The sequence below is a fragment of the Mesorhizobium sp. CA6 genome (genome assembly GCF_020165035.1).
GTDB lineage: Bacteria > Pseudomonadota > Alphaproteobacteria > Rhizobiales > Rhizobiaceae > Mesorhizobium.
Window position 1 is genome coordinate 37,092 of sequence record NZ_JAIUHI010000024.1, and the last position, 18,122, is coordinate 55,213.

An 18,122-nucleotide genomic window follows, 5' to 3' on the forward strand; every position below is an offset into this window, starting at 1 on the left:
GGCTCGACCGCCTAGGCTGTGTGTTCGCCCGTGACGTTCAAATGGCTCTGCTGCAGCTCATCCAGCGTATAGGCGTGGATATAGTCGATCTTCATCTGGGCCGGCGTGGCGAGATGGTCGGGCGGCGCGCCGGCTTGTCCGCCGATCGCGAGATCGACCAGCATGTACATCGGCTTGTTCATGTCGGACGGCGTCGCCGCTTGCGCGACCTGCACGCCGTCATAGGTCCACACCAGCTTGTCCGGGGTCCAAAGGAGGCCATAGGTATGGAAGCCGGCGGTGTCCATGACGTTCACGGTGGATCCGACCGTGGTGTGCTGGCCCGTCTGGTTGGTGTGCGCGGTCATCAGCAGCGAATTCGGTTTCTGTCCGTACATCTCCATCACGTCCAGCTCCGGCGGCCAGGAGCCGTCTTCCGGCAGCAGCCAGAAGGCCGGCCAGGCGCCGGCGTGTTCCGGCAAGTCGGCCCTCATTTCGAAATAGCCATAGGTCTGCGAGAAGGAGTCATGCGTGGTCAGGATGCCGGAGGTGTATTCGTAATTGTTGATCAGCGGCTTGATGTCAGCCGGTGCCTGCGCCGCGGTGATGGTGAGGACCCCGTTCTGCACACTGAACGGATGCACCGAGCTGGTCGGGGCGTAATTGGCGTCGATATACCACTGCAGCTCGCCATTGCGCGTTAGCGTGCTGCCGTTCGGCGCCCCCCACCAGAAGTTGGTATCCCAGGTGCCGCCCTGGCTGTTGTGCAGGTTCAGCGTGTTGAACTCGTCGCTGAAGGACAGCGTCATGCCGGATTTGTCGATCGGCAGCTGGAACTGGTTGGGCTGGAATTTGTCGATCGTGGTGTTCTTGAATTCGAGGATTTCGCCCGATCCGAGGTTCAGCACCACATTAGGCCCCGCCTGGATCATGGCATTGTGGACGGCGGCGAACGAAGTGAATCCGTAACCATCGAGCCGCACAGCATCGTTCGACGCGAAATTGACGATCGAGTCGCTGCCGTTGCCCTTCGCGATGATGAAAACATCCGCGCCGCCGCCGCCATCGATCAGCACATCGTTGCCCGCCCCGCCGTCGATCGTCTGGCCGCCCGCCTTGGCGGTGATGATGTTGTCCAGCGCATTGCCGAAGGCATAGTTGTGGGCGTTGGTGACGACGAGGTTCTCGACATTGTCCGGCAGCGTGTAGCTCATCCATGTGTTGATCGTGTCGATGCCCTGTCCGGCGTACTCGACCACCTTGTTGCCCGCTGAATAGAGGTAATAGATGTCGTCGCCTTGGCCGCCATACATGGTGACGTTGACGCCGCTGGAGGCCCAGATTGAGTCGTTGCCGCTGCTGCCGTTGAATGTCGGTCCGGACGTTGCCGAAAACCAATGGTTGGAAGCGCCGCTATAATAAAGAGGAACGCCTACCGCGTTGACGACGAAACTCATCGGACACTCCTTTCTTGGTGGCGGCTGATTTTCAGGCCAACCTGCAAGCCGGCCTATGGTTCCAAGGATTCGCGTCACAGTACAGATAAAAAATTACCGCTGATCGATAATGATTAGAAATAGACATAACAAGGGGTTTCTAATACAATTTATGCGCGATAATTACACCCCGAATTACTCAATTTTACTCAATATTGCGAGGCTCATGCTGAAATATGGGCAAGATGCCGCGCGTGACCGCCATCGACCAGCGGCTGCGCGCGGTGAGCAAGGGCTGAGTCGCCATATGTTCGACGTTGGATATTCGAGCCGGAATCCGATTTCGGTTTGCTCGACAAAAGCGATCGACCGAACGAACAGCGATGGCCAACGACGTCGCACATCGCGGCACATTGCGCCCAGCCAGCCCGCGCCACCGACGATGCCCAGCCTGATCGAAGCGCTCACGTCCGCAGCCTCCGCTGCAAGGGTGGCAGGGTAGCCGCGCGCCACAAAATTTGACAGCCTCTGTCGGATCGGCTGAGGGCTGCCCGTCCTTGGGGCATCGATCAACGAAGAGAGGATATCGAGACATGCCGAGCACCATTCAACTGCACCGCGTCCTGGCGACCAAGCCGGAGAAGGTTTACCGCGCGTTCGTCGAGGCTGATGCGCTGGCGAAATGGCTGCCGCCAAACGGTTTTACTTGCACGGTCCACGAGTTCGAGGGCAAGGTCGGCGGCGCCTACAAGATGTCCTTCCGCAACTTCACCACCGGCGACAGCCATTCCTTCGGCGGCGAATTTGTCGAGCTGGTTCCGAGCGAGCGCCTGCGCTACACGGACCGCTTCGACGATCCCAACCTGCCGGGCCAGATAGAGGTGACCGTGATCCTTAAGAAGGTTTCGGTAGGCACCGAGGTCAACATCACCCAGGCCGGCATCCCGGACGCCATCCCCGCCGAGGCCTGCTATCTCGGCTGGCAGGAATCGCTGCGCAACCTGGCCAAGCTCGTCGAGCCTGAGATCAACCAGTAAGTCGGAGCAATTCCAGGAAAAGTGCGTAGATTCCGGCGCCCTTCGCCGTAACCTTCTGGTGCGTCAAAATGAGAGCGGGCGGCGGTCGGTCTTCCGGCCGCCGCCTTACCCAAGGTAAGCAAAATTTCACCAAGTGCTGTTAAAAGCCGCTTCCATGGATCGCAACAAGAACAATGACCTGTTTGTCCTGATGGCGGCGCTCGCCGCCATCGCGATCTACAACATTGCCTGCGGCATCAAGACAGGCGAAGTCCGCGGCAAGTTGCATTGGGTCGCTCTGGCGGACGATCCGACACGTTTTTGGAACATCGTGGTCGGCAATTCGATCGTCCTGGTCGCCTCGATAGTCTTTCTGTGGGTTCTCAATTCCCGCAGGCCCGGATGATCTAGGGGCGGCGTCCTCTTTGCCTCACACCGCTCCTTTCACACTGCTCTTGTGATGCCGCCATCGACGCGGATGTTCTGTCCGGTGATGTAGGCGGCTCCGTCCGAGGCCAGGAACGAGATCGTCGCGGCGATCTCATCCGAAGTGCCGTAGCGCTTCATCGGCACGCTGTCGCGGCGCTCGTTCGTCGCCGGCAAGCTGTCGATCCAGCCCGGCAGCACATTGTTCATGCGGATGTTGTCGGGGGCATAAGTGTCGGCGAAGATCTTGGTGTAGGCGGCAAGCCCGGCGCGCGCCACGGCCGACGTCGGGAACATCGCGCTCGGCTCGAACGTCCACGCGGTCGAGATATTGATGATAACGCCACCCTTCTGCTTCTGCATCACCGGCGTCACCAGCCGGGTCGGGCGCACGGCGTTGAGGAAATACGTGTCGATGCCCTTGTGCCAGTCCTCGTCGCTGATCTCGATGATCTGCGCACGCGGCCCGTGGCCGGCGCTGTTGACCAGCACGTCGATGCGGCCCCAGCGTTCCACCGCGCCATCGGTAAGGCGCTTCAGATCCTCATTCGACTGGTTGGAGCCGGTGACGCCGAAGCCGCCGAGCTCGTTGCCCAGCGCTTCGCCTTTGCCGGAAGAGGACAGCACGCCGACCTTGAATCCGTCCGCCGCCAGGCGCCTGGCTGCCGCTGCGCCCATGCCGCTGCCGCCCGCCGTCACCAAAGCTACTTTGTCTATCGCCATGTCGCTGTCCATCCCGGGTGTTTGGGTTGAAAGCGACCCTGTTAGCATGCGCAGGGCAGGGGATGAACCGGATTGGATTGCGCCAAGGCGATTGATAATTGGCGAAGGCGGCGGAACTTGCCAATCTCCCCCACAAGGGGGAAATTGGCAGTTCGAGCACCCTCAAACCTTGAACATGCTCATCAGCGTCTTCGACACTCGCGCGCAGCGGCCGGGCTTCACGTCACCCGCTTTCAGCGGCACGCCCTTGCCGGCAGCCACTGCCGGCTCGTACCAGCCCCGCAGCGCCTGGTCGGCGGCGCAATAGCCCCAGTTCACCAGATCGACCGTCTCTTCGCTGCCTAGGAAATGCAGCGAGGTGCCGATATCGGCAGGCGCGGTGGTGGCGGTCTGCACGAAGGTCGGCTCGGCCGTGTCGGGCTTGCTGGCGATCGACCAGAAGACGCCGCGCGTCGCGGCATAGCCGGGCCGGGTCGCGTTATTGGCCAGGCCACGATCGTCGGCGTCCTTGGCCGCCTGGAAACGCGCCACCAGATCCCGGCGCCTGAGCGAGCGCACCTGGTTGTCGGTGGTGTCGAGCACGCGTTTCAACTGCGAGAACCAGTTCCGGTAGCCGGCGCTCGAAGCCTGCCACGGCGCGCCGGCGTCGCTGACCAGCAGCCAGCGGCAGCGTTTCAGCGCCGGCTCGATGCCGTGATTGTCGTAGACGCCGCCATCGGTGAGCACGGCGCGCCGCGGCGGCACCGGCGGGCCGACAGAGGGGTCGAGCTTGTCGTTCTTCCACGCGAAGGGCGTGAGGTCGAGCCGCAGCGGCGACAGGAAAGGCGGGAAGGCCGAGGAGGCGGCAACCGCGAGAGCTACCGGCAGGTCGGCCTGGTAGGCGACGCCGATGCGATAGTCGGCGATGTAGCGCCGCGACAGCCGGAACAGCGAGCCGGTGCCGAGATTGCTGGAGCAGAACACGAACCAGGGTTTTTCCGGCAGGCTCTTCAGCATCGGCCTTGAGCCGTCGAACAAATGTCTCTCGTAGCAGGCGGCGACTTCGCGCGCCGCGCTCGAAAACGGGTTGAGCAGGCCCTTGAAGATCGACGGCGCGTCGAGGAAGACTTGCGAGAACTCCAGTATCCTGTCCAGATAGATATCGAAATTGGCGGCGACACCGTTGACGAAGGCGAAACGCGGCCAAAGTACCGCCAGCAGCCCGGCGGCTATCGAGCCGCCCGAGACCGAGCTTACCATGTCGAGTTTCTGGAGCAGCCCGGCCTCGTTGAGGCGGCATAGCGCGCCGGCATGAAACAGCATGGCGCGGTAGCCGCCGCCCGACAGGCAGAGGCCGAGATCATAGCGCTCGGGCGCGCTGCCATCCGCGTCCGGTGGTGATCCAGCCGCAATCGGCTCCATCGCGGCCCCCTTGCCTGTCCGTCCGGCGTCCTTAAGCCTGGCTTTGCGCAATCGAGCCCAGCACCGACATTCTTGCAAGTGGGGGAACGCGTAACTTCACAGATTGGAAATCGGCCCGCGCCGACGGACGGGGAGATTACCCGAAGCGGTTGGTACGCAGCGCACGGACGGCGCGTAGGCTTTCGTCAATCTCCAATGGCGCCAGAGGAGATGCCTCAGCCACTCACAGCTCCTTCTCGGCCAATTCCCTAAACCCGTCCGGCACCGAGCGCGGACCTTCCAGCGCTACCGTGCCGTAGCCGACCGCCTCCTTGCCGAAGCGCTGGCGGATCTTGTCCACCGCCCGGTCGGCGCCGAAGCGCGCCAGGCCTTTGCGGCTGCCGGGCCTCAGCTTCTCGTCCGCCAGCCCGAGCGGCAGTTCGAGCTGCAGCTCGGCATGCTCCTCCAGATGCGAGACAGAGATGGCGAGCAGCGAGATGTCCCTCTCGCCCGGATGGGCGGCAAGCACGCCGCGCACCAGTTCCTCGGCGATCTCCGCCAGCATCGCGGTCGCCTGGATCGGGTGGTCGAGGGTGATCGAGCGGCTCACAGCGCGCAGATCGGCGAAGCGTACCCGCACCGTCACTGTGCGCCCGGGCCGGTCCTTGGCGCGCAACCGGCTGGCCACGCGGTCGGCCAGATGCAGGAGCGTCGGCACGAAGACGCGCGGCACTGCCGGCTTCCTGCCGAGCGCCGATTGCGCGCCGGCAGAATGCGCGCGGCGGTGTGCCTCGAGTTTTCGCGGGTCGCGGTTCCAGGCGAGCGCGGCAAGCTTCTGGCCGGCGGCATGGCCGATCAGCCGCTCCAGCGCGCCGCTATGGGTGCGCGCCAGCTGCCCGATCGTCTCGACGCCGATTTCGGCCAGCCTGGCCTTGGTCGCCGGGCCGACACCCCACATCAGCGTGACAGGCAGGTCGTGCAGGAAGGCGAGCTCGCTGCCGGGCTCGACCACCACCAGCCCGTCGGGCTTGGCTACCTGCGAGGCGATCTTGGCCAGATGCTTGGTCCGCGCCACGCCGATCGAGATCGGCAGACCGAGTTCGGCCTTCACCCGCTCGCGGATTTTTCGCGCGATCTCTTGCGGCGATCCGAACAGATGCGTGCAGCCGGCGACGTCGGCAAAAGCCTCGTCGATCGAGATGCGCTCGACCGCCGGCGTGAAGTCGTCGAGCACCTTGATCGCGGCGTCGCCGAGGCGCTGGTATTCGGAAAAATGACCGCCGACGAAGATGAGATGAGGGCAGAGCTCGCGCGCTTTGCGGCCCGGCATGCCGCCGCGCACGCCAAAGATTTTCGCCTCATAGGAGGCCGCCAGCACCACGCCTCCGCCGACGGCGATCGGCTTGCCACGCAATGACGGATCGAGCAGCTGCTCGACCGAGGCGTAGAAGGCGTCGAGGTCAGCGTGCAGGATGGTGGCGGCCGCGGCGGTGTTCGTGGCGGCCATCGCGCGCTCCCTTGGCCATTTGTGTGGCATTGCAGCATTAGCTGCGTCTTTTGTAAGGGGAATTAACGGAACATAAAGAGAACAAAAGAAGCTCTTTGTCAAGCCACCACGCTTGGCCGTGCAGGTTTCCACAACTGGGGACGCAGCCACAGATAGAACGCCGGTTGTGCGCATGACCTTTGCGCGGGACACGCCGCCGCAGCATGAGGAGGGATCGCCTCGCGAGGCGATCCTTCCTTCGCTTCTGAACGTAAATTGCGACTGTCTGCGCTATGCCGGCTTGGCGTATTCTTCGGCGCTCAGCACCTCGATGCATTGGAACGGCTGGTTGCCTTCCACCCAGGCGTCGTGGCCGGGCGGGATGGTGTAGGAAGTGCCCGCCTCGATGGTCTTTTGCGTGCCGTCGGTCATCCGTACGGTGATCGAGCCGGACACGGCATAGCCGACATGCGAGACCTGGCAGCTGTCGGTCTTGACCACCGGCTTCACGCATTCGGACCATTTCCAGCCCGGCTGCATGTTCATCCGCCCGAGCGTATAGCCCGGGAGCCGGACGATCTCGACACGCGTCTTGGCGGGCGCGCGGATCTCATCGGGATTGTTGTGCGATTTGGATTCGAGTTTCGTCACCTTCATTGCAACTTCGGCCATGGTATCCCTCCCATGTGTGAAGCGGCGCCTGACGTTGCGATCGTCGGCGACCGCGAGTGTATTCAAAAGCCTTATTATGAGCGATTGCTAATTAATAGAGGTGACCGCGAGCTCAGCCGAACGCTTGGCGCATTGTCGTGGAAGGTGGATATTCCAGGCCCTCGGGCGACGGTCCCGGGCCATCTTCGGACCGAAGTCCCATCGCACGAACGCAGAGGCCCGACACGCCTATTTTCAGGAAACAACGACGGCACCAAAATCATTGGCTAGCAAGCCGCCGGACAAAGTCCCTTCATCGGCGGTTGACCACGGCGTGCCCGCTATTCCTGCGATATGGCGGGCACGCCTTTCCCTGAAACCGCTCCTGGAGTTGAGGGCCGTGCAACCCGGTAAGATGATCGCCAATCTGTTTGCCGCACTGCTTCTGGCCGGCCTGGTCGGCGGCGTCTTCTTCGTCTTCGGCAGGCCGCTCTGGCCCGAGCGCCAGGCCCGTATGGTGATCCTTCTCCCGGTCGATACGATTGCGACCGGATCGCTGCGCCGAGCCTGCCTCGAGCCGTGCCTGCCGGCCCGCTTCGACCTCAAGCTCGCGCCCGCCAGGCCGCGCGGATGAAGCCGGGCGCGGGAACCAGTCCGCGCCCCGGGCCGTTGACGGAGCGAAGGGATGGCGCTGGCGGAGGCCGCCATGGACAATTTCGAACTCATCGATCTTCTGTGCGTCATCGACGCCTGCGTGAGCGACCGTTCGGCCGGCCGTATCGTGCCGATGTCGAGGGCCGTCGAGGAGTTGCGCGTCCTGACCGGCGATTTCGTCTCGTCGGATGAGGATGCGGCCAACGCCTTGACGCAGGTCGCTCTCAAGCGCGGCTGCGCCGTGCTCTTCGACGAGCGAGCGGGTGCGGATATTGTCGGCTAGGCGCAATCTCGTCCTCCTCCTGGCGGAGGAGGTTGGTGCTCATTTCGCCAGGGTGATCATCCGGCCCGCATACGCCGCCCGGCCTCCGAGTTCGGCCGTGCAATCCGACTTCACGGCCGAGTTCCCCGTCATCGAGATGGTATCGCCGACCAGCCGCAGGCAACTGCCCTGGGCGTTCATGTCCGAATTTCCGGCATAGGTGATGACGGCGTCCGGGGCGTAGATGAAGCCGCTGACCACGGAGCCCGATCCGCCGTTCAGCGTCAGCGCCTGTGTGTTGCCGTGAGCCTGGTAGATGGTGATTCCGGCGTAGGGGCCACTGGTGGGCGGCGACAGGTTCACCTGCTCGTTGGCGTTGATATAGAGTTGTGAGTTCTCCATCAGGAAGATCGTCACGCCCTGGCCGCTCAGGCTGCCGTTGCCGCCCGGCTTTATGGTGACGTTGCGCATGATGTAGGTGCCCGGATTGAGGGTGATCTTTCCCGACAAGGTCTTGTCGCAATAGGTACCCGGCGAGAGCGTCACCGTTTTGCCATTGGGCACCGGCAGGCACAGCGTATAGGCGGGAGGAACGACGTCGGCCAGCGGATCGAACGAAGCATACTGGTTCTCATGCGGCGCGCCGCAGGAAAGCGTGGCGTTCGGCGGCGTCAGCCCTTGCGTGCCGCCGACTGTCGAGACGCAGCCGGCGCTGACGATCGCCGATCCGCCGCGATTGACGGCGTCGGGCGCGTCTGAATTGGCCGCGATCACGCAGCCGTTCATCGCCACATTGGTCGAGCCCTGCAGGTTGACCGCGCCGTCGGCGTGCTGATCGAGCGCGAGCACGCAGGCTTGCGCGCCGGGCTTGAGCTTGACCGAGGCGGTGCGCGTCGCCTGCCAGGCCGGCATGCCGCTGATGAAGGCCGGCCGGCTGACGCTCGACGACAGCGAAATGAAATAGGCGCCCGGACCGCCGCTCGCGCTGGCCTGGAAGGCGGCGAGGCTGCCCGATAGTTCCTGCGCGTCGGCTGCGCTCATATTGGCGGCGAAGAAGGTCTGGCCGAGTTGCTGCACGTCGCTTGCCGACATGCCTGGCAGGTATTTCGTGCCGATCGCCAAGCCGGCCGCGTCCAGCGAGTTCTGCAACTGCGCGGCGTCGTCGCTCGTGCCTATCAGGTCGATGGATGCCGCCACGCCAAGCATAAGCGGCACCATGGCGACCGCGGCTGCGATCGCAAAGTTGCCGCCCCTCGATGCCAAAAAACGTCCCAACATGGAGCTCGCCCTCGTCATATGTCCGAGAGTGATATGCGCGCCGTCTCTACGGTCGATTTCCAAAATAGATAAAATGCAGAGAGAGCTAAAATGCATGGTTTTACCGACGCTTAAACCTTAAGTCCGATCTTTTATAGGCCTTAAGTCTTAGTGCGTGCGGCGCAAGGCGGAGGCAGCGGAGCGCTAGGGTCCCACCGGCAAAAATCGAGCGAAATAATTAGGCATTCGTTCATACGGCAATGATGACGTAACGGCTGGGATAGCTTGGGTGCGCTCGGCCATGGCCTTTTCAGGTCGGTTCATCAGAAATCTTTTTTCTCGACGCGGCTCTCGACGCTTTTGCGAAGGCAAGAGCGGCAATGTCGCCACCATTTTCGCGCTCACCCTGCCGGTCGTCGTCGGCGGCGCCGGGCTCGGCGTCGAGACCTCCTACTGGTACTATTCGAGCCTGAAGCTGCAGGCGATCGCCGACGCGGCCGCCTATGCCGGCGCGTTGGAAAAGATCGCCGGATCCAACACGGATGCCATCACCGCCGCCGCCGCGTCATCGGCCGCCTCGAATGGCCTTGGTGCGGGCACCATTGTCGTCAACACCCCGCCGGCGTCGGGACCGAACACGGCCAAGAAGGCGGTCGAGGTCATCCTCAACCAGGATCTCGACCGGATCTTCACGTCCATCTTCACTCAGACAAAAGTACCGGAGCGGGCGAGGGCGGTGGCGCTGATCACCGACGCCTCCAAAGCTTGCATCGAAGCGCTCAATCCGTCGGCCTCCCAGGCAGCACTTTTCTCCGGCAGCACCAGCGTCAAACTGGCCGGCTGCGTCATCATGGCGAATTCGATCGCCAACGATGCCATCAAGGTGCAGGGGTCGGCGGGGCTTCAGGCCGATTGCCTGATTTCGGCCGGCGGCGTCGTGCTGAACAATCCGGTGCCGATGGTCTGCAAGGCCCCGATCACCCAGGCGCTGCCGGCGGCCGATCCGTTCGCCAGCTTGCCGGCTCCCGCGACCACGACCCCATGCCAGAAGATCAACGGCAACAAGACGACGCAAACGATCCAGCCCGGGACCTACTGCAGCGGCATGAGCCTCAACGGCAACATCACGCTTTCCCCCGGTGTCTACGTCGTCCAGGGCGACTTGAAGATCAATGCGGGTGCCGTCATCCAAGGCAGCGACGTTACGATCTTCATGGCCGGCAGCAACACTGTCAGCATGAACGGCAACGCCACCGTGACGCTGGCCGCCCCGACTACGGGCACCTATTCCGGCGTGCTGTTCTATGGCGACCGGACGGGGACCGCCGCGCAGAGCACCTTCAACGGCACCGCGACTTCGCTTTTGACCGGCGCGATCTACTTCCCCAGGCAACAGGTCAACTATCTTGGCAATTTCTCGGGCGTGAATGGCTGCACCCAGGTCGTTGCCGATACCATCCAGTGGTCGGGCAACTCGACCATCAACCAGGACTGCTCGAGCCTCGGGATGAAGGACATCCCGGCCGCTCAGGCGGTTGCGGTGGTAGAGTGAAATCCGCTGCCCGTCGACTGATGCCGGCCATTCGCGATGAATCGGGCATCGCCGCGGTGGAACTCGCGTTTGTCTTGCCTGTCTTGTGCGCGGCCTTGCTCGGAATCATGGACGGCTGGTCCTATGTCGCGGGTTCGCTGTCGATGCGCGCCGGTGTGAAAACGGCGGCCAACCTCGTGATGGCTGGCTCCGCTGACGACAGCGCGACCCAGACTGTCGCGCTGTCGAGCTGGGAGAACAAGCCTTCCGACGCGCAGGTTACGATTAGTCGCATCTATAAGTGTGGGACCACCGTGGTCGATGCGTCGACCTTATGCAGTGGACCGAAAGCGCCGTCCGTCTACGTCCAGATTCAGGCATCCGGCACCTGGATCCCGCCCTTCACCTTTGGTCCATACCCAGACAATACCGCGATCGGCCATGTGCAGGTGGTCCGTGTGCGCTAAACAAAGGCTCCGGCTTTCGGCATTTGCGGCTAATGAGGCGGGCGGCGCCGGTCTCGAATTCGCCCTGGTCGCGCCTTTTCTCATCATGCTCCTGTTCGGCATCTTCGCCTTCGGCTGGTCGATGAACAGCGTATCCAGCGTGCGCTACGCGCTCGAAGCCTCGGCGCGCTCCCTGCAGCTCAACAACACGCTGACGCAGGCCGACATCCAGGCCATCGCCACACAGAAGCTTCAGGCGCTTGGCCTGCGGAATGTGAACGTCACCATCACCACCGATCCGGCGAGCGGCGGGTTCCGCATGGCACACGTCAACGCCAGCTATGCCTTTGTCATCAGCTTTCCCTATTTCAGCAATTACCCGATCAGCTACACCACCTCGGTGACCGTGCCCCTGGTCAGCAGCTAGAGGGACGAACGGATGTACCTTAGGATTCTCTAAAAAGCTGCAAGGCTGGCGCCAGCCAGGAATGCTAGGGGTTGCTGTCATCCAATATCAGGAGCGCAGCCATGACCTCTCTTGTTGGAAGCCAGCACGGCCCAGGCGCCGTGCATCAAGCGAGCAGACCCCAGGCGTCGGAAACTTTCCCGGGCAAGCGCGCCGAAAGCGTCGGCCACCTCGCGAAAGCCTCGGTCTTTGAGACGGACATCGGCGAGCCGAATGCCCAAGGAAAATCCGCGTCCCGGATCGCCCGGATGGACCTGACCGTGCTTTCCCCGACCGGTTCAGGCGAAGGTCAGGAGCCGGAGACGGCAACCGACACGCCGACCGAGACTGATGGCACGGAAGATCCAAATCCTTCCGCTTGATGGCCGGCAAAAAGCCAGCCCCACTTGTGCCTGGTGGCTAGCAGCCTTCCGTTGTGGTTTTCATCTGGCCGGGAGCGTTGGATTTGGCGCTCGTATCCTGTTGGCCAGGCGCCGCCTGCTTGGCACTGCCGGTCTGTTGCCCAGGCGCGCAGTCCTTCGCTGAATTCGAATTGGTCGAGTTCGTCGTGGTCGTGTCTGTGCCCTGGCTGCTGGGCATCGTCGTTGTGGTGGATGACGATGTCGATGAGCTGCCCGATGTCGTGCCCGACTGCGCCGTCGCCAGACCACCGGACAAAGCAACAAAGGCGGCAACGAGAAGAATTCGTTTCATGGTGACTGTCCTTTTAGGCAATGTCCCTTCGCTTGTTTAACCCCGACCTTTCGGCAGGGTTCCAAAGGCGCAGGTGATCCGATTGCAGGGGATTGTCGCGGCGGCAATTGCCTCTTGGGACCATGGTCTGGCGAGACAAGGGCCTTCTTTGTTCCAAACGGCCCACAGATTCTAAGCCCTTTGTATTTACGTTAAATTTCAACGGGTTAACCTGGTATTTTGGGAAAATTGCGGAGAGGCCGCGGCTATGCTCTCATTTCGCGACCGCAGTTGCTTAAAGTTTATCCGACGCCATTAGGAAATTCTCATAAGAGGCTGCCTAGCGGTTGGGCCATAGTGACAATTCATCTGCGGAGAAGCACAATGACATTGCGAAAGACACTTCTGGCATCCCTGGCCATTCTCGCGCTCGCGACCGCCCCCGCGCTTGCCGGCGCCGGCGGTAACGGCGGCGGCCACGGCAATGGCGGCAGCCATGGCGGCGGCAACGGAAACGGCGGCGGCAACGGAAACGGTAACGGCGGCGGTCATGGAAATGGCGGGGGCAGCGGCAAGAGCGGCGCCTCGCACGGCAACTCGGCCTCGGCTCCGGGCCACAACAAGAGCGCCGATGCCAGCGCGTCGGATGACTCGACCGATGACGCGACGACTGACGATACGACCACGTCTGCCACGCCCAAGGACAAGAACATTCACGCCAAGCTCGGCCGGCTGAACTCGCTGCAGCGCAACATCAACGCTTATATGAATTCCAAGAGCAAGAAGTTCGCCGGCGTCCAGGCTTACGTGACGCAGGCCGCGGCAGCCAAGAACGCCCAGGCCAACCTCGACGCGGCAAACGCCCAACTGGCCGCCGACCAGAGCAAGCTGGCCGACCTCACTCAGCAACTCGCCGACCTCAACGCGACCGACACAACGGGCTTCACGCCCGAACAGCAGGCGGCTCTCGATGCGCAGATCGCTGACGTTCAGGGGCAGATCGACGCCCAGAACGCGGCAATCAGCACCACCGATGCCCAGGCGATCGCCGATGCGCAGGCCGCGGTTGACAGCGCGCCGCCTCCCACCGATGCGTCGCTGGACGCTGCCCTTGCCGACATGGCCAACAAGCCAGTCGACGCCGACGTCACCGCCTGGGCCAAGGATACTTTGGCGGGCAAGATCGACGCGCAAGCCGCGGCCACGGCGACAACCACAACAACCCCATAAGGCCGGACGAACCGACCGGAGGGCGAGCGAAAGCCGCCGGGCCTCGCCCGGCGGTTTTTTGTTGACAGGGCGACGGGCGCGCCGTCTCCTGCAGAAAAATGGCTCGCCTCAGTCGAGACGAGCCAAAGCGGGAGCCCCATTGCCGGGTGCTGATCCCGCACCAGGTTGCCACCTGTTTTCCGGGTGGCCGGCGGTCGAAACCGAGACGCCGGCTTGCGGACGCTCTACTGCGCGCCGCGGGATAATATATCGTGCTACGACATGTTTATCGCCGGCAGGGCGGGCAGGCAATCCCTTTGATCTCGCACCGGCCAGGAACGGACTGCATCACACAAGAGCAAGCTCCGGCGGTGCCTTCATTCGCGACTGCCTTTGCCGTCGCAAGCCGTGCCAATTGCGGCAGTGCGCCAGACCTCAGTCGCCTTGTATTCGATGGCGCACAGCGCCTAAGTCACCGATGCTGTTCTGCCCTCCAAGGCGCATGGCATGCTCCGCGGCCCCGGTGGAACCGCCCAGATACGGGAGGTGAGGAGAGGACGGTCGATTCCTGCGGGATGTAGCTGTTCCTTCGTCGTGCCCGCCGCTGGTTCAGGCCAGCAGGCGGACCTTTGACGATCAGGGCGACGCAAACCGGGCTCATTCGGCGTGATCGAGCAGGCGGGTGGCGTCAGGGCGATTCCGGCCCTGCTTGACCCCGGCGTGATCTATGCCTTCCACGGTGATCGCGAACGTGCCGTTCTCCGTCCTGCCGATGAAGCCCTTCGACTTGAGGTACCACAGGTGGAACTCCAGGTGCTCGCGGGGGCAACCGGACAGGCGCTCGAGTTCGTCGTCGCCGATGCCCGGATTGTTGACGTCCCGCCGGCGCCTCACATAGAGAAGCGACAGCAGATTGGCCTGGATGACGGAATCCCGCTCGATGCCGCCGCCGTCGCGCGCTCCCTCGGTGAGTTCATGACGAAGACCCAGATGCTCGCGGTAAAGGATATCGTATTGAGCCCGCTTGACGGGGTCGCGGAGTGTATTGTTGGCTTCAACGATCTCGCTGAAGCGCGATTCATTGCCGGTTTCCCGATTGTCGGGGTGATAGCGCATGGCAAAGTAGCGGAAGATCCGCTCGATGGTCTCGGAATTGGCGTTCGGGCTTATTTCCAGAACTTCGTAGTAGTCGATGAACATGTAATCGCGCTTCCGAAATTACGGAAACCATTCCCCCAAGCCCAAGCATTGCCCAAATGCTGCGCGCTTGCAAGGTGCCGGTCCCAGTCTCGAACCGCCAAGGCCGGCGCGAATGCTCGCCATACGAAAATGTAAGATTGTGGCCACAATTGCGGGAGCTTTCGAGCCAAATTCGGCCATCGTCCTCGCGACTATTCAACAACGTTAAGGCGTAGGACGCCTTGTATTCAGGGAACGGTCGCGATGGAAACCAGACGTGGATATTCAATTTTTCAGATCGCGCTGCATTGGCTGATTGCAGCGCTGGTTTTATTTCAGCTCTTCTTCGGTGAGAGCATGACGGTCGTCGTGGACGCCGCCGAAGACGGCCAGCCGGTATCGGCCACCGACCAGGCGCTGGGCTCAGCTCATTACTGGGTCGGCCTGTCCGTTCTCGCGCTTGTGCTTGTTCGACTGGTCCTCAGGCTGGTATCCGGCGCGCCGGCCCCCGCCGGTCATGGATCGAGATGGATGCGGGTCGCCGCGCATGTATCGCACGGCCTGTTCTATGTGCTGTTGCTGGCGACGCCGGCAATCGGGCTTCTGGCGTTCTATCTGGGCGACCCTTGGGGTGACATTCATTCGCTTGCCAAGCCGGCATTCATCGTGATGATCGCTGTCCACGTCGTGGCGGCGCTCTACCATCAGTTCTGGCTGAGGGACGGGACGCTGAAGCGCATGCTTTCGCCCGCCGGCTGATTGGGGAGATATGCGGGCCGGCGGCGTCTTCTGTGCGATGGCCGATCGGCAAAGGCTAGCGGCCGCGTGTCGGAAAACCTTTGCCCCGTTGCGGTGGAATAAATTCCGGGCTTTGTTACGCTAGCTCTGCTTGGAATTCAGGTGGCAACCTGGATGGAGCCGACCTCAAGCCCGGCTCCCTTTTCGGCTCGCTTCGAAAGAGGCGAGCCATTTTTTTGCAAAACCGCCGCCAAACCTCGCGGCTTTCGCCCGAAGGCCGCACCGACTTAGGTGCGTCATGGCTAATATCGCTCGCACGATGTAGACTGCGCAGAGTCGGGTTTACAAAGGCATTGGGAGGACAACAAATGCCACGGGTATCGGAACTCTTCTTCAAGACGGCCATCGTCTTTCTCGTCCTGGGCGTCGCCGCCGGACTACAGATGGCGATTTCGGGCGATCACGGTGCCTTTCCGGCGCATGCTCACATCAACCTTCTTGGCTGGGTCACCAGCGCCATTTTCGGCGGCTACTATGCGCTCAACCCGGCCAAGGCCGAGCGCCGCATCGCCATGATCCATTACGGCCTCTATACGGTCGGCATCGTGATCATGCTGCCGGCGCTCTACTGGATGCTGGCGGGAGGCCACCCGGAGATCGAGCCGGTCGTGGCAATCGGCTCGCTGATCGTGGCCGCCGCGGTGCTGGTCTTCGGCTTCGTCGTCTTCTCGTCGACGGAAACGGTGCGCTCGGCCTCACCGGCCACCGCGCGCTAGCTGGGCGAACCGAGCAGGGATTTCAGGCGCGCCGGCTACAGCCTCCGATCAAGGAGAGCTGCAGCCGGCGTTTGGTTGCGCCGCATCGATTTTGTTGATGGCGGCCCATCGCCGATGCAAAGCTAGTGGCGGTCTAACGGCTCCGATGCAACGGATGGCGCCTCGGGCCCCTGGCGCCGAGGTGTAGCATGGCCTTTGCGGTCGAATTCAAGAGGCAACGTGCCGGGCTATTGCGGCGTGGATGCCTGTCGAGAAGGAATAGATGATCGGTCCGCGGCCGGAACCGACGCAAAGCGATCAGGGAAGCAGTTTCGGGAACAGCCGCAAGATGAGGGCGTGGATGATGCCATCGCGCTCGAACGGTCCGGGCATCTTGGCGGGTGCCGCGCTTACGTCCGCTTTGCCTTCGTCGGTTACGCGGGTCTCACTGTGCACGAGCCAGAGCACGGCCACGAAATAGCCGGCTTGCAGAGCCACGGCCGCCAGGAATGTCCAACCGATCGCCATCCAGACAGATCCCGTGGACATGAAGGTCCAGCCGAGGATCACTAGAAGCGTGCCAACCATTCCCACAAGAAACTGCGGAAAATACATTTGCCCAACCGAGCGCCGCGACCATATTCGGCCATCAGCGATCTCGCCCATTTCTCTACCCATTTTGACCCATGCACCTTTTCCGGGTGGACCGCAAGCTTGAACGGTTTGCCGGCGGCCCCATTGCCCTTTCGTCCGGCCCCGACAGGGACCACGGACGCAGGACTTCCGCTGTGACAACTGGCAATTGCGCCGGATCGTTCCCGAGCCGGCGACATTCAAGTCATGCCTAATGGACCGCAGCGTTATGCGGGCGACTGCCTGCCGGGTTTAAGATGCCTCTCCATGCAGAAAGGCCCGCCACCTGGGCGGGCCCTTATCCGCTATGCTGACCGGATCAGCTCAGGATCACTACGATCTTGTAGGTGTCCGGGTCGACGATGACGATGCGTCCATCGGCCAAGACGAAATACTCATAGTTTTCATAAGCCGGAACGATCTTGACGATCCGGGCCGGCAGACGGTGCAGACGCACCTTGTGGCGCGGCACCTCGACGCCGACGGAGATGTCGAAGCTGACGTCGCGAACCGGTTCGACATGGCTCTCATGAATGACCTGCGTGATCTGCGTCCTCTGTTCCACCGTCACGTTATTGATCGACGCCGTCTTGTTCTGGTCGGTCTCGACGTTGGTGTTGCCCTGGGCGTTCCGCTGGGTGGTGGTGGTACCGGTCTTGCCCTGGGCGTTCTGCTCAGTCTGCATCTTGGTGGTGCCCTGAGCGTTCTGCTCGGTGGTCGTGCCGGTCTTACCCTGAGCCTGCTGATCGGTCTCGGTCTTCGTCTTGTCCTGGGCATTCTGCTGGGTCGTCGTACCGGTCTTGCCCTGGGCGTTCTGCTCAGTCTGCATCTTGGTGGTGCCCTGGGCGTTCTGTTCGGTGCTGGTGCCACTCTTGCCCTGCGCCTGCTGCTTCTTCTTCTTCAGCTGTGTGTTGTCCTGGGCGTTCTGGTCAGTGTTGGCGCCTGACTGACCCTGAGCCTGCTCTTCGGTCTTCATCTTGGTCTTGCCTTGAGCCTGCTCTTCGGTGTTTGCGCCGGCCTTGCCCTGGGCGTTCTGCTGGGTTTGCGACTTCATCTCACCCTGGGCCTGGCCGCCCGCCTTGCCGCCCTTTTGGCAATCGGCCGTCCCGGCCGTGCAATTGTTGTCGCCGCCGCTCGGCTGCGCGGACTCGGTCTGCGCCATCGCGGCGCCGCAACCGACGCCGAGCGCGATCATGCTTGTGATCAGCAGATGTTTCATTGGA

Annotated in this window: 21 protein-coding genes; 12 read left to right on the forward strand and 9 right to left on the reverse strand. The window is 62.5% G+C overall.

Going from position 1 to position 18,122, the window contains the following annotated elements:
- Positions 1-11 precede the first annotated feature (11 nt).
- A complete protein-coding gene (locus LB526_RS26875; protein WP_140845407.1) occupies positions 12-1,436 on the reverse strand; it encodes a family 16 glycosylhydrolase in 1,425 nt (474 codons plus the stop codon).
- Between the two features lie 572 nt (positions 1,437-2,008).
- On the opposite strand from LB526_RS26875, the gene LB526_RS26880 reads away from it, so the two are divergent.
- Together LB526_RS26880 and LB526_RS26885 are read left to right on the forward strand one after the other, a co-directional pair.
- The gene (locus LB526_RS26880) at positions 2,009-2,452 is read left to right on the forward strand and encodes an SRPBCC family protein (RefSeq protein ID WP_095768273.1); all 444 of its coding nucleotides are present in this window, start codon (positions 2,009-2,011) and stop codon (positions 2,450-2,452) included.
- Between the two features lie 154 nt (positions 2,453-2,606).
- Positions 2,607-2,837, forward strand: coding sequence for a hypothetical protein (locus LB526_RS26885; RefSeq protein ID WP_095768274.1), 231 nt, complete (start codon positions 2,607-2,609; stop codon positions 2,835-2,837).
- Positions 2,838-2,875: 38 nt separating this feature from the next.
- Here the strand turns inward: LB526_RS26885 and LB526_RS26890 are convergent, their stop codons facing one another.
- From LB526_RS26890 to LB526_RS26905, 4 genes are all read right to left on the reverse strand, one after another.
- Positions 2,876-3,580, reverse strand: a complete 705-nt coding sequence (locus LB526_RS26890) for an SDR family oxidoreductase (RefSeq protein WP_224529669.1) — start codon at positions 3,578-3,580, stop codon at positions 2,876-2,878.
- A gap of 162 nt (positions 3,581-3,742) precedes the next feature.
- Entirely contained in the window at positions 3,743-4,981 is a 1,239-nt protein-coding gene (locus LB526_RS26895) for a patatin-like phospholipase family protein (protein WP_224630364.1), read from the reverse strand.
- Between the two features lie 223 nt (positions 4,982-5,204).
- Entirely contained in the window at positions 5,205-6,467 is a 1,263-nt protein-coding gene (gene dinB / locus LB526_RS26900) for a DNA polymerase IV (RefSeq protein WP_224630365.1), read from the reverse strand.
- 270 nt (positions 6,468-6,737) lie between these two features.
- Positions 6,738-7,118, reverse strand: a complete 381-nt coding sequence (locus LB526_RS26905; RefSeq protein WP_224630366.1) for a cupin domain-containing protein — start codon at positions 7,116-7,118, stop codon at positions 6,738-6,740.
- A 379-nt stretch (positions 7,119-7,497) separates the two neighbouring features.
- Here LB526_RS26905 and LB526_RS26910 point away from each other — a divergent pair, with 379 nt between their 5' ends.
- Both LB526_RS26910 and LB526_RS26915 read left to right on the forward strand, forming a co-directional pair.
- Positions 7,498-7,731, forward strand: coding sequence for a polymerase (locus tag LB526_RS26910; RefSeq protein ID WP_140845413.1), 234 nt, complete (start codon positions 7,498-7,500; stop codon positions 7,729-7,731).
- 72 nt (positions 7,732-7,803) lie between these two features.
- Positions 7,804-8,034 (forward strand): hypothetical protein, encoded by a 231-nt coding sequence (locus tag LB526_RS26915; protein ID WP_140845461.1) that lies wholly within the window; start codon positions 7,804-7,806, stop codon positions 8,032-8,034.
- 39 nt (positions 8,035-8,073) lie between these two features.
- On the opposite strand, the gene LB526_RS26920 is transcribed toward LB526_RS26915, so the two are convergent.
- A complete protein-coding gene (locus LB526_RS26920; RefSeq protein WP_224630367.1) occupies positions 8,074-9,291 on the reverse strand; it encodes a TadE/TadG family type IV pilus assembly protein in 1,218 nt (405 codons plus the stop codon).
- 280 nt (positions 9,292-9,571) lie between these two features.
- Here LB526_RS26920 and LB526_RS26925 point away from each other — a divergent pair, with 280 nt between their 5' ends.
- From LB526_RS26925 to LB526_RS26950, 6 genes are all read left to right on the forward strand, one after another.
- Positions 9,572-10,822: a pilus assembly protein TadG-related protein gene (locus tag LB526_RS26925; protein ID WP_140845415.1), complete on the forward strand. Its 1,251-nt coding sequence runs from the start codon at positions 9,572-9,574 to the stop codon at positions 10,820-10,822.
- Positions 10,819-11,268 carry a TadE/TadG family type IV pilus assembly protein gene (locus LB526_RS26930; RefSeq protein WP_224630368.1) on the forward strand — a complete coding sequence of 150 codons (450 nt, stop codon included), beginning with the start codon at positions 10,819-10,821 and terminating at the stop codon, positions 11,266-11,268. Before LB526_RS26925 ends, LB526_RS26930 begins: the two co-directional genes overlap by 4 nt.
- Entirely contained in the window at positions 11,258-11,674 is a 417-nt protein-coding gene (locus tag LB526_RS26935; protein ID WP_224630369.1) for a TadE/TadG family type IV pilus assembly protein, read from the forward strand. Before LB526_RS26930 ends, LB526_RS26935 begins: the two co-directional genes overlap by 11 nt.
- Positions 11,675-11,745: 71 nt before the next feature.
- Positions 11,746-12,075 carry a hypothetical protein gene (locus LB526_RS26940; protein WP_224630370.1) on the forward strand — a complete coding sequence of 110 codons (330 nt, stop codon included), beginning with the start codon at positions 11,746-11,748 and terminating at the stop codon, positions 12,073-12,075.
- A 119-nt stretch (positions 12,076-12,194) separates the two neighbouring features.
- Complete coding sequence (locus tag LB526_RS26945) at positions 12,195-12,446, forward strand: hypothetical protein (RefSeq protein WP_224548515.1); 252 nt, start codon at positions 12,195-12,197, stop codon at positions 12,444-12,446.
- 323 nt (positions 12,447-12,769) lie between these two features.
- On the forward strand, positions 12,770-13,615 hold the full coding sequence (locus LB526_RS26950; protein ID WP_224630371.1) for a hypothetical protein: 846 nt from the start codon (positions 12,770-12,772) through the stop codon (positions 13,613-13,615).
- Between the two features lie 636 nt (positions 13,616-14,251).
- Here the strand turns inward: LB526_RS26950 and LB526_RS26955 are convergent.
- The gene (locus LB526_RS26955; RefSeq protein WP_224630372.1) at positions 14,252-14,794 is read right to left on the reverse strand and encodes a J domain-containing protein; all 543 of its coding nucleotides are present in this window, start codon (positions 14,792-14,794) and stop codon (positions 14,252-14,254) included.
- A 243-nt stretch (positions 14,795-15,037) separates the two neighbouring features.
- Between LB526_RS26955 and LB526_RS26960 the strand changes: the two genes are divergently transcribed.
- Both LB526_RS26960 and LB526_RS26965 read left to right on the forward strand, forming a co-directional pair.
- Complete coding sequence (locus LB526_RS26960; RefSeq protein ID WP_224630373.1) at positions 15,038-15,532, forward strand: cytochrome b; 495 nt, start codon at positions 15,038-15,040, stop codon at positions 15,530-15,532.
- A 347-nt stretch (positions 15,533-15,879) separates the two neighbouring features.
- Complete coding sequence (locus LB526_RS26965; RefSeq protein ID WP_140845421.1) at positions 15,880-16,287, forward strand: hypothetical protein; 408 nt, start codon at positions 15,880-15,882, stop codon at positions 16,285-16,287.
- A 297-nt stretch (positions 16,288-16,584) separates the two neighbouring features.
- On the opposite strand, the gene LB526_RS26970 is transcribed toward LB526_RS26965, so the two are convergent.
- A complete protein-coding gene (locus LB526_RS26970) occupies positions 16,585-16,932 on the reverse strand; it encodes an exopolysaccharide production repressor protein (protein ID WP_224529620.1) in 348 nt (115 codons plus the stop codon).
- Between the two features lie 286 nt (positions 16,933-17,218).
- The gene (locus LB526_RS26975) at positions 17,219-18,094 is read right to left on the reverse strand and encodes a DUF1236 domain-containing protein (protein ID WP_318013289.1); all 876 of its coding nucleotides are present in this window, start codon (positions 18,092-18,094) and stop codon (positions 17,219-17,221) included.
- Positions 18,095-18,122: the final 28 nt, after the last annotated feature.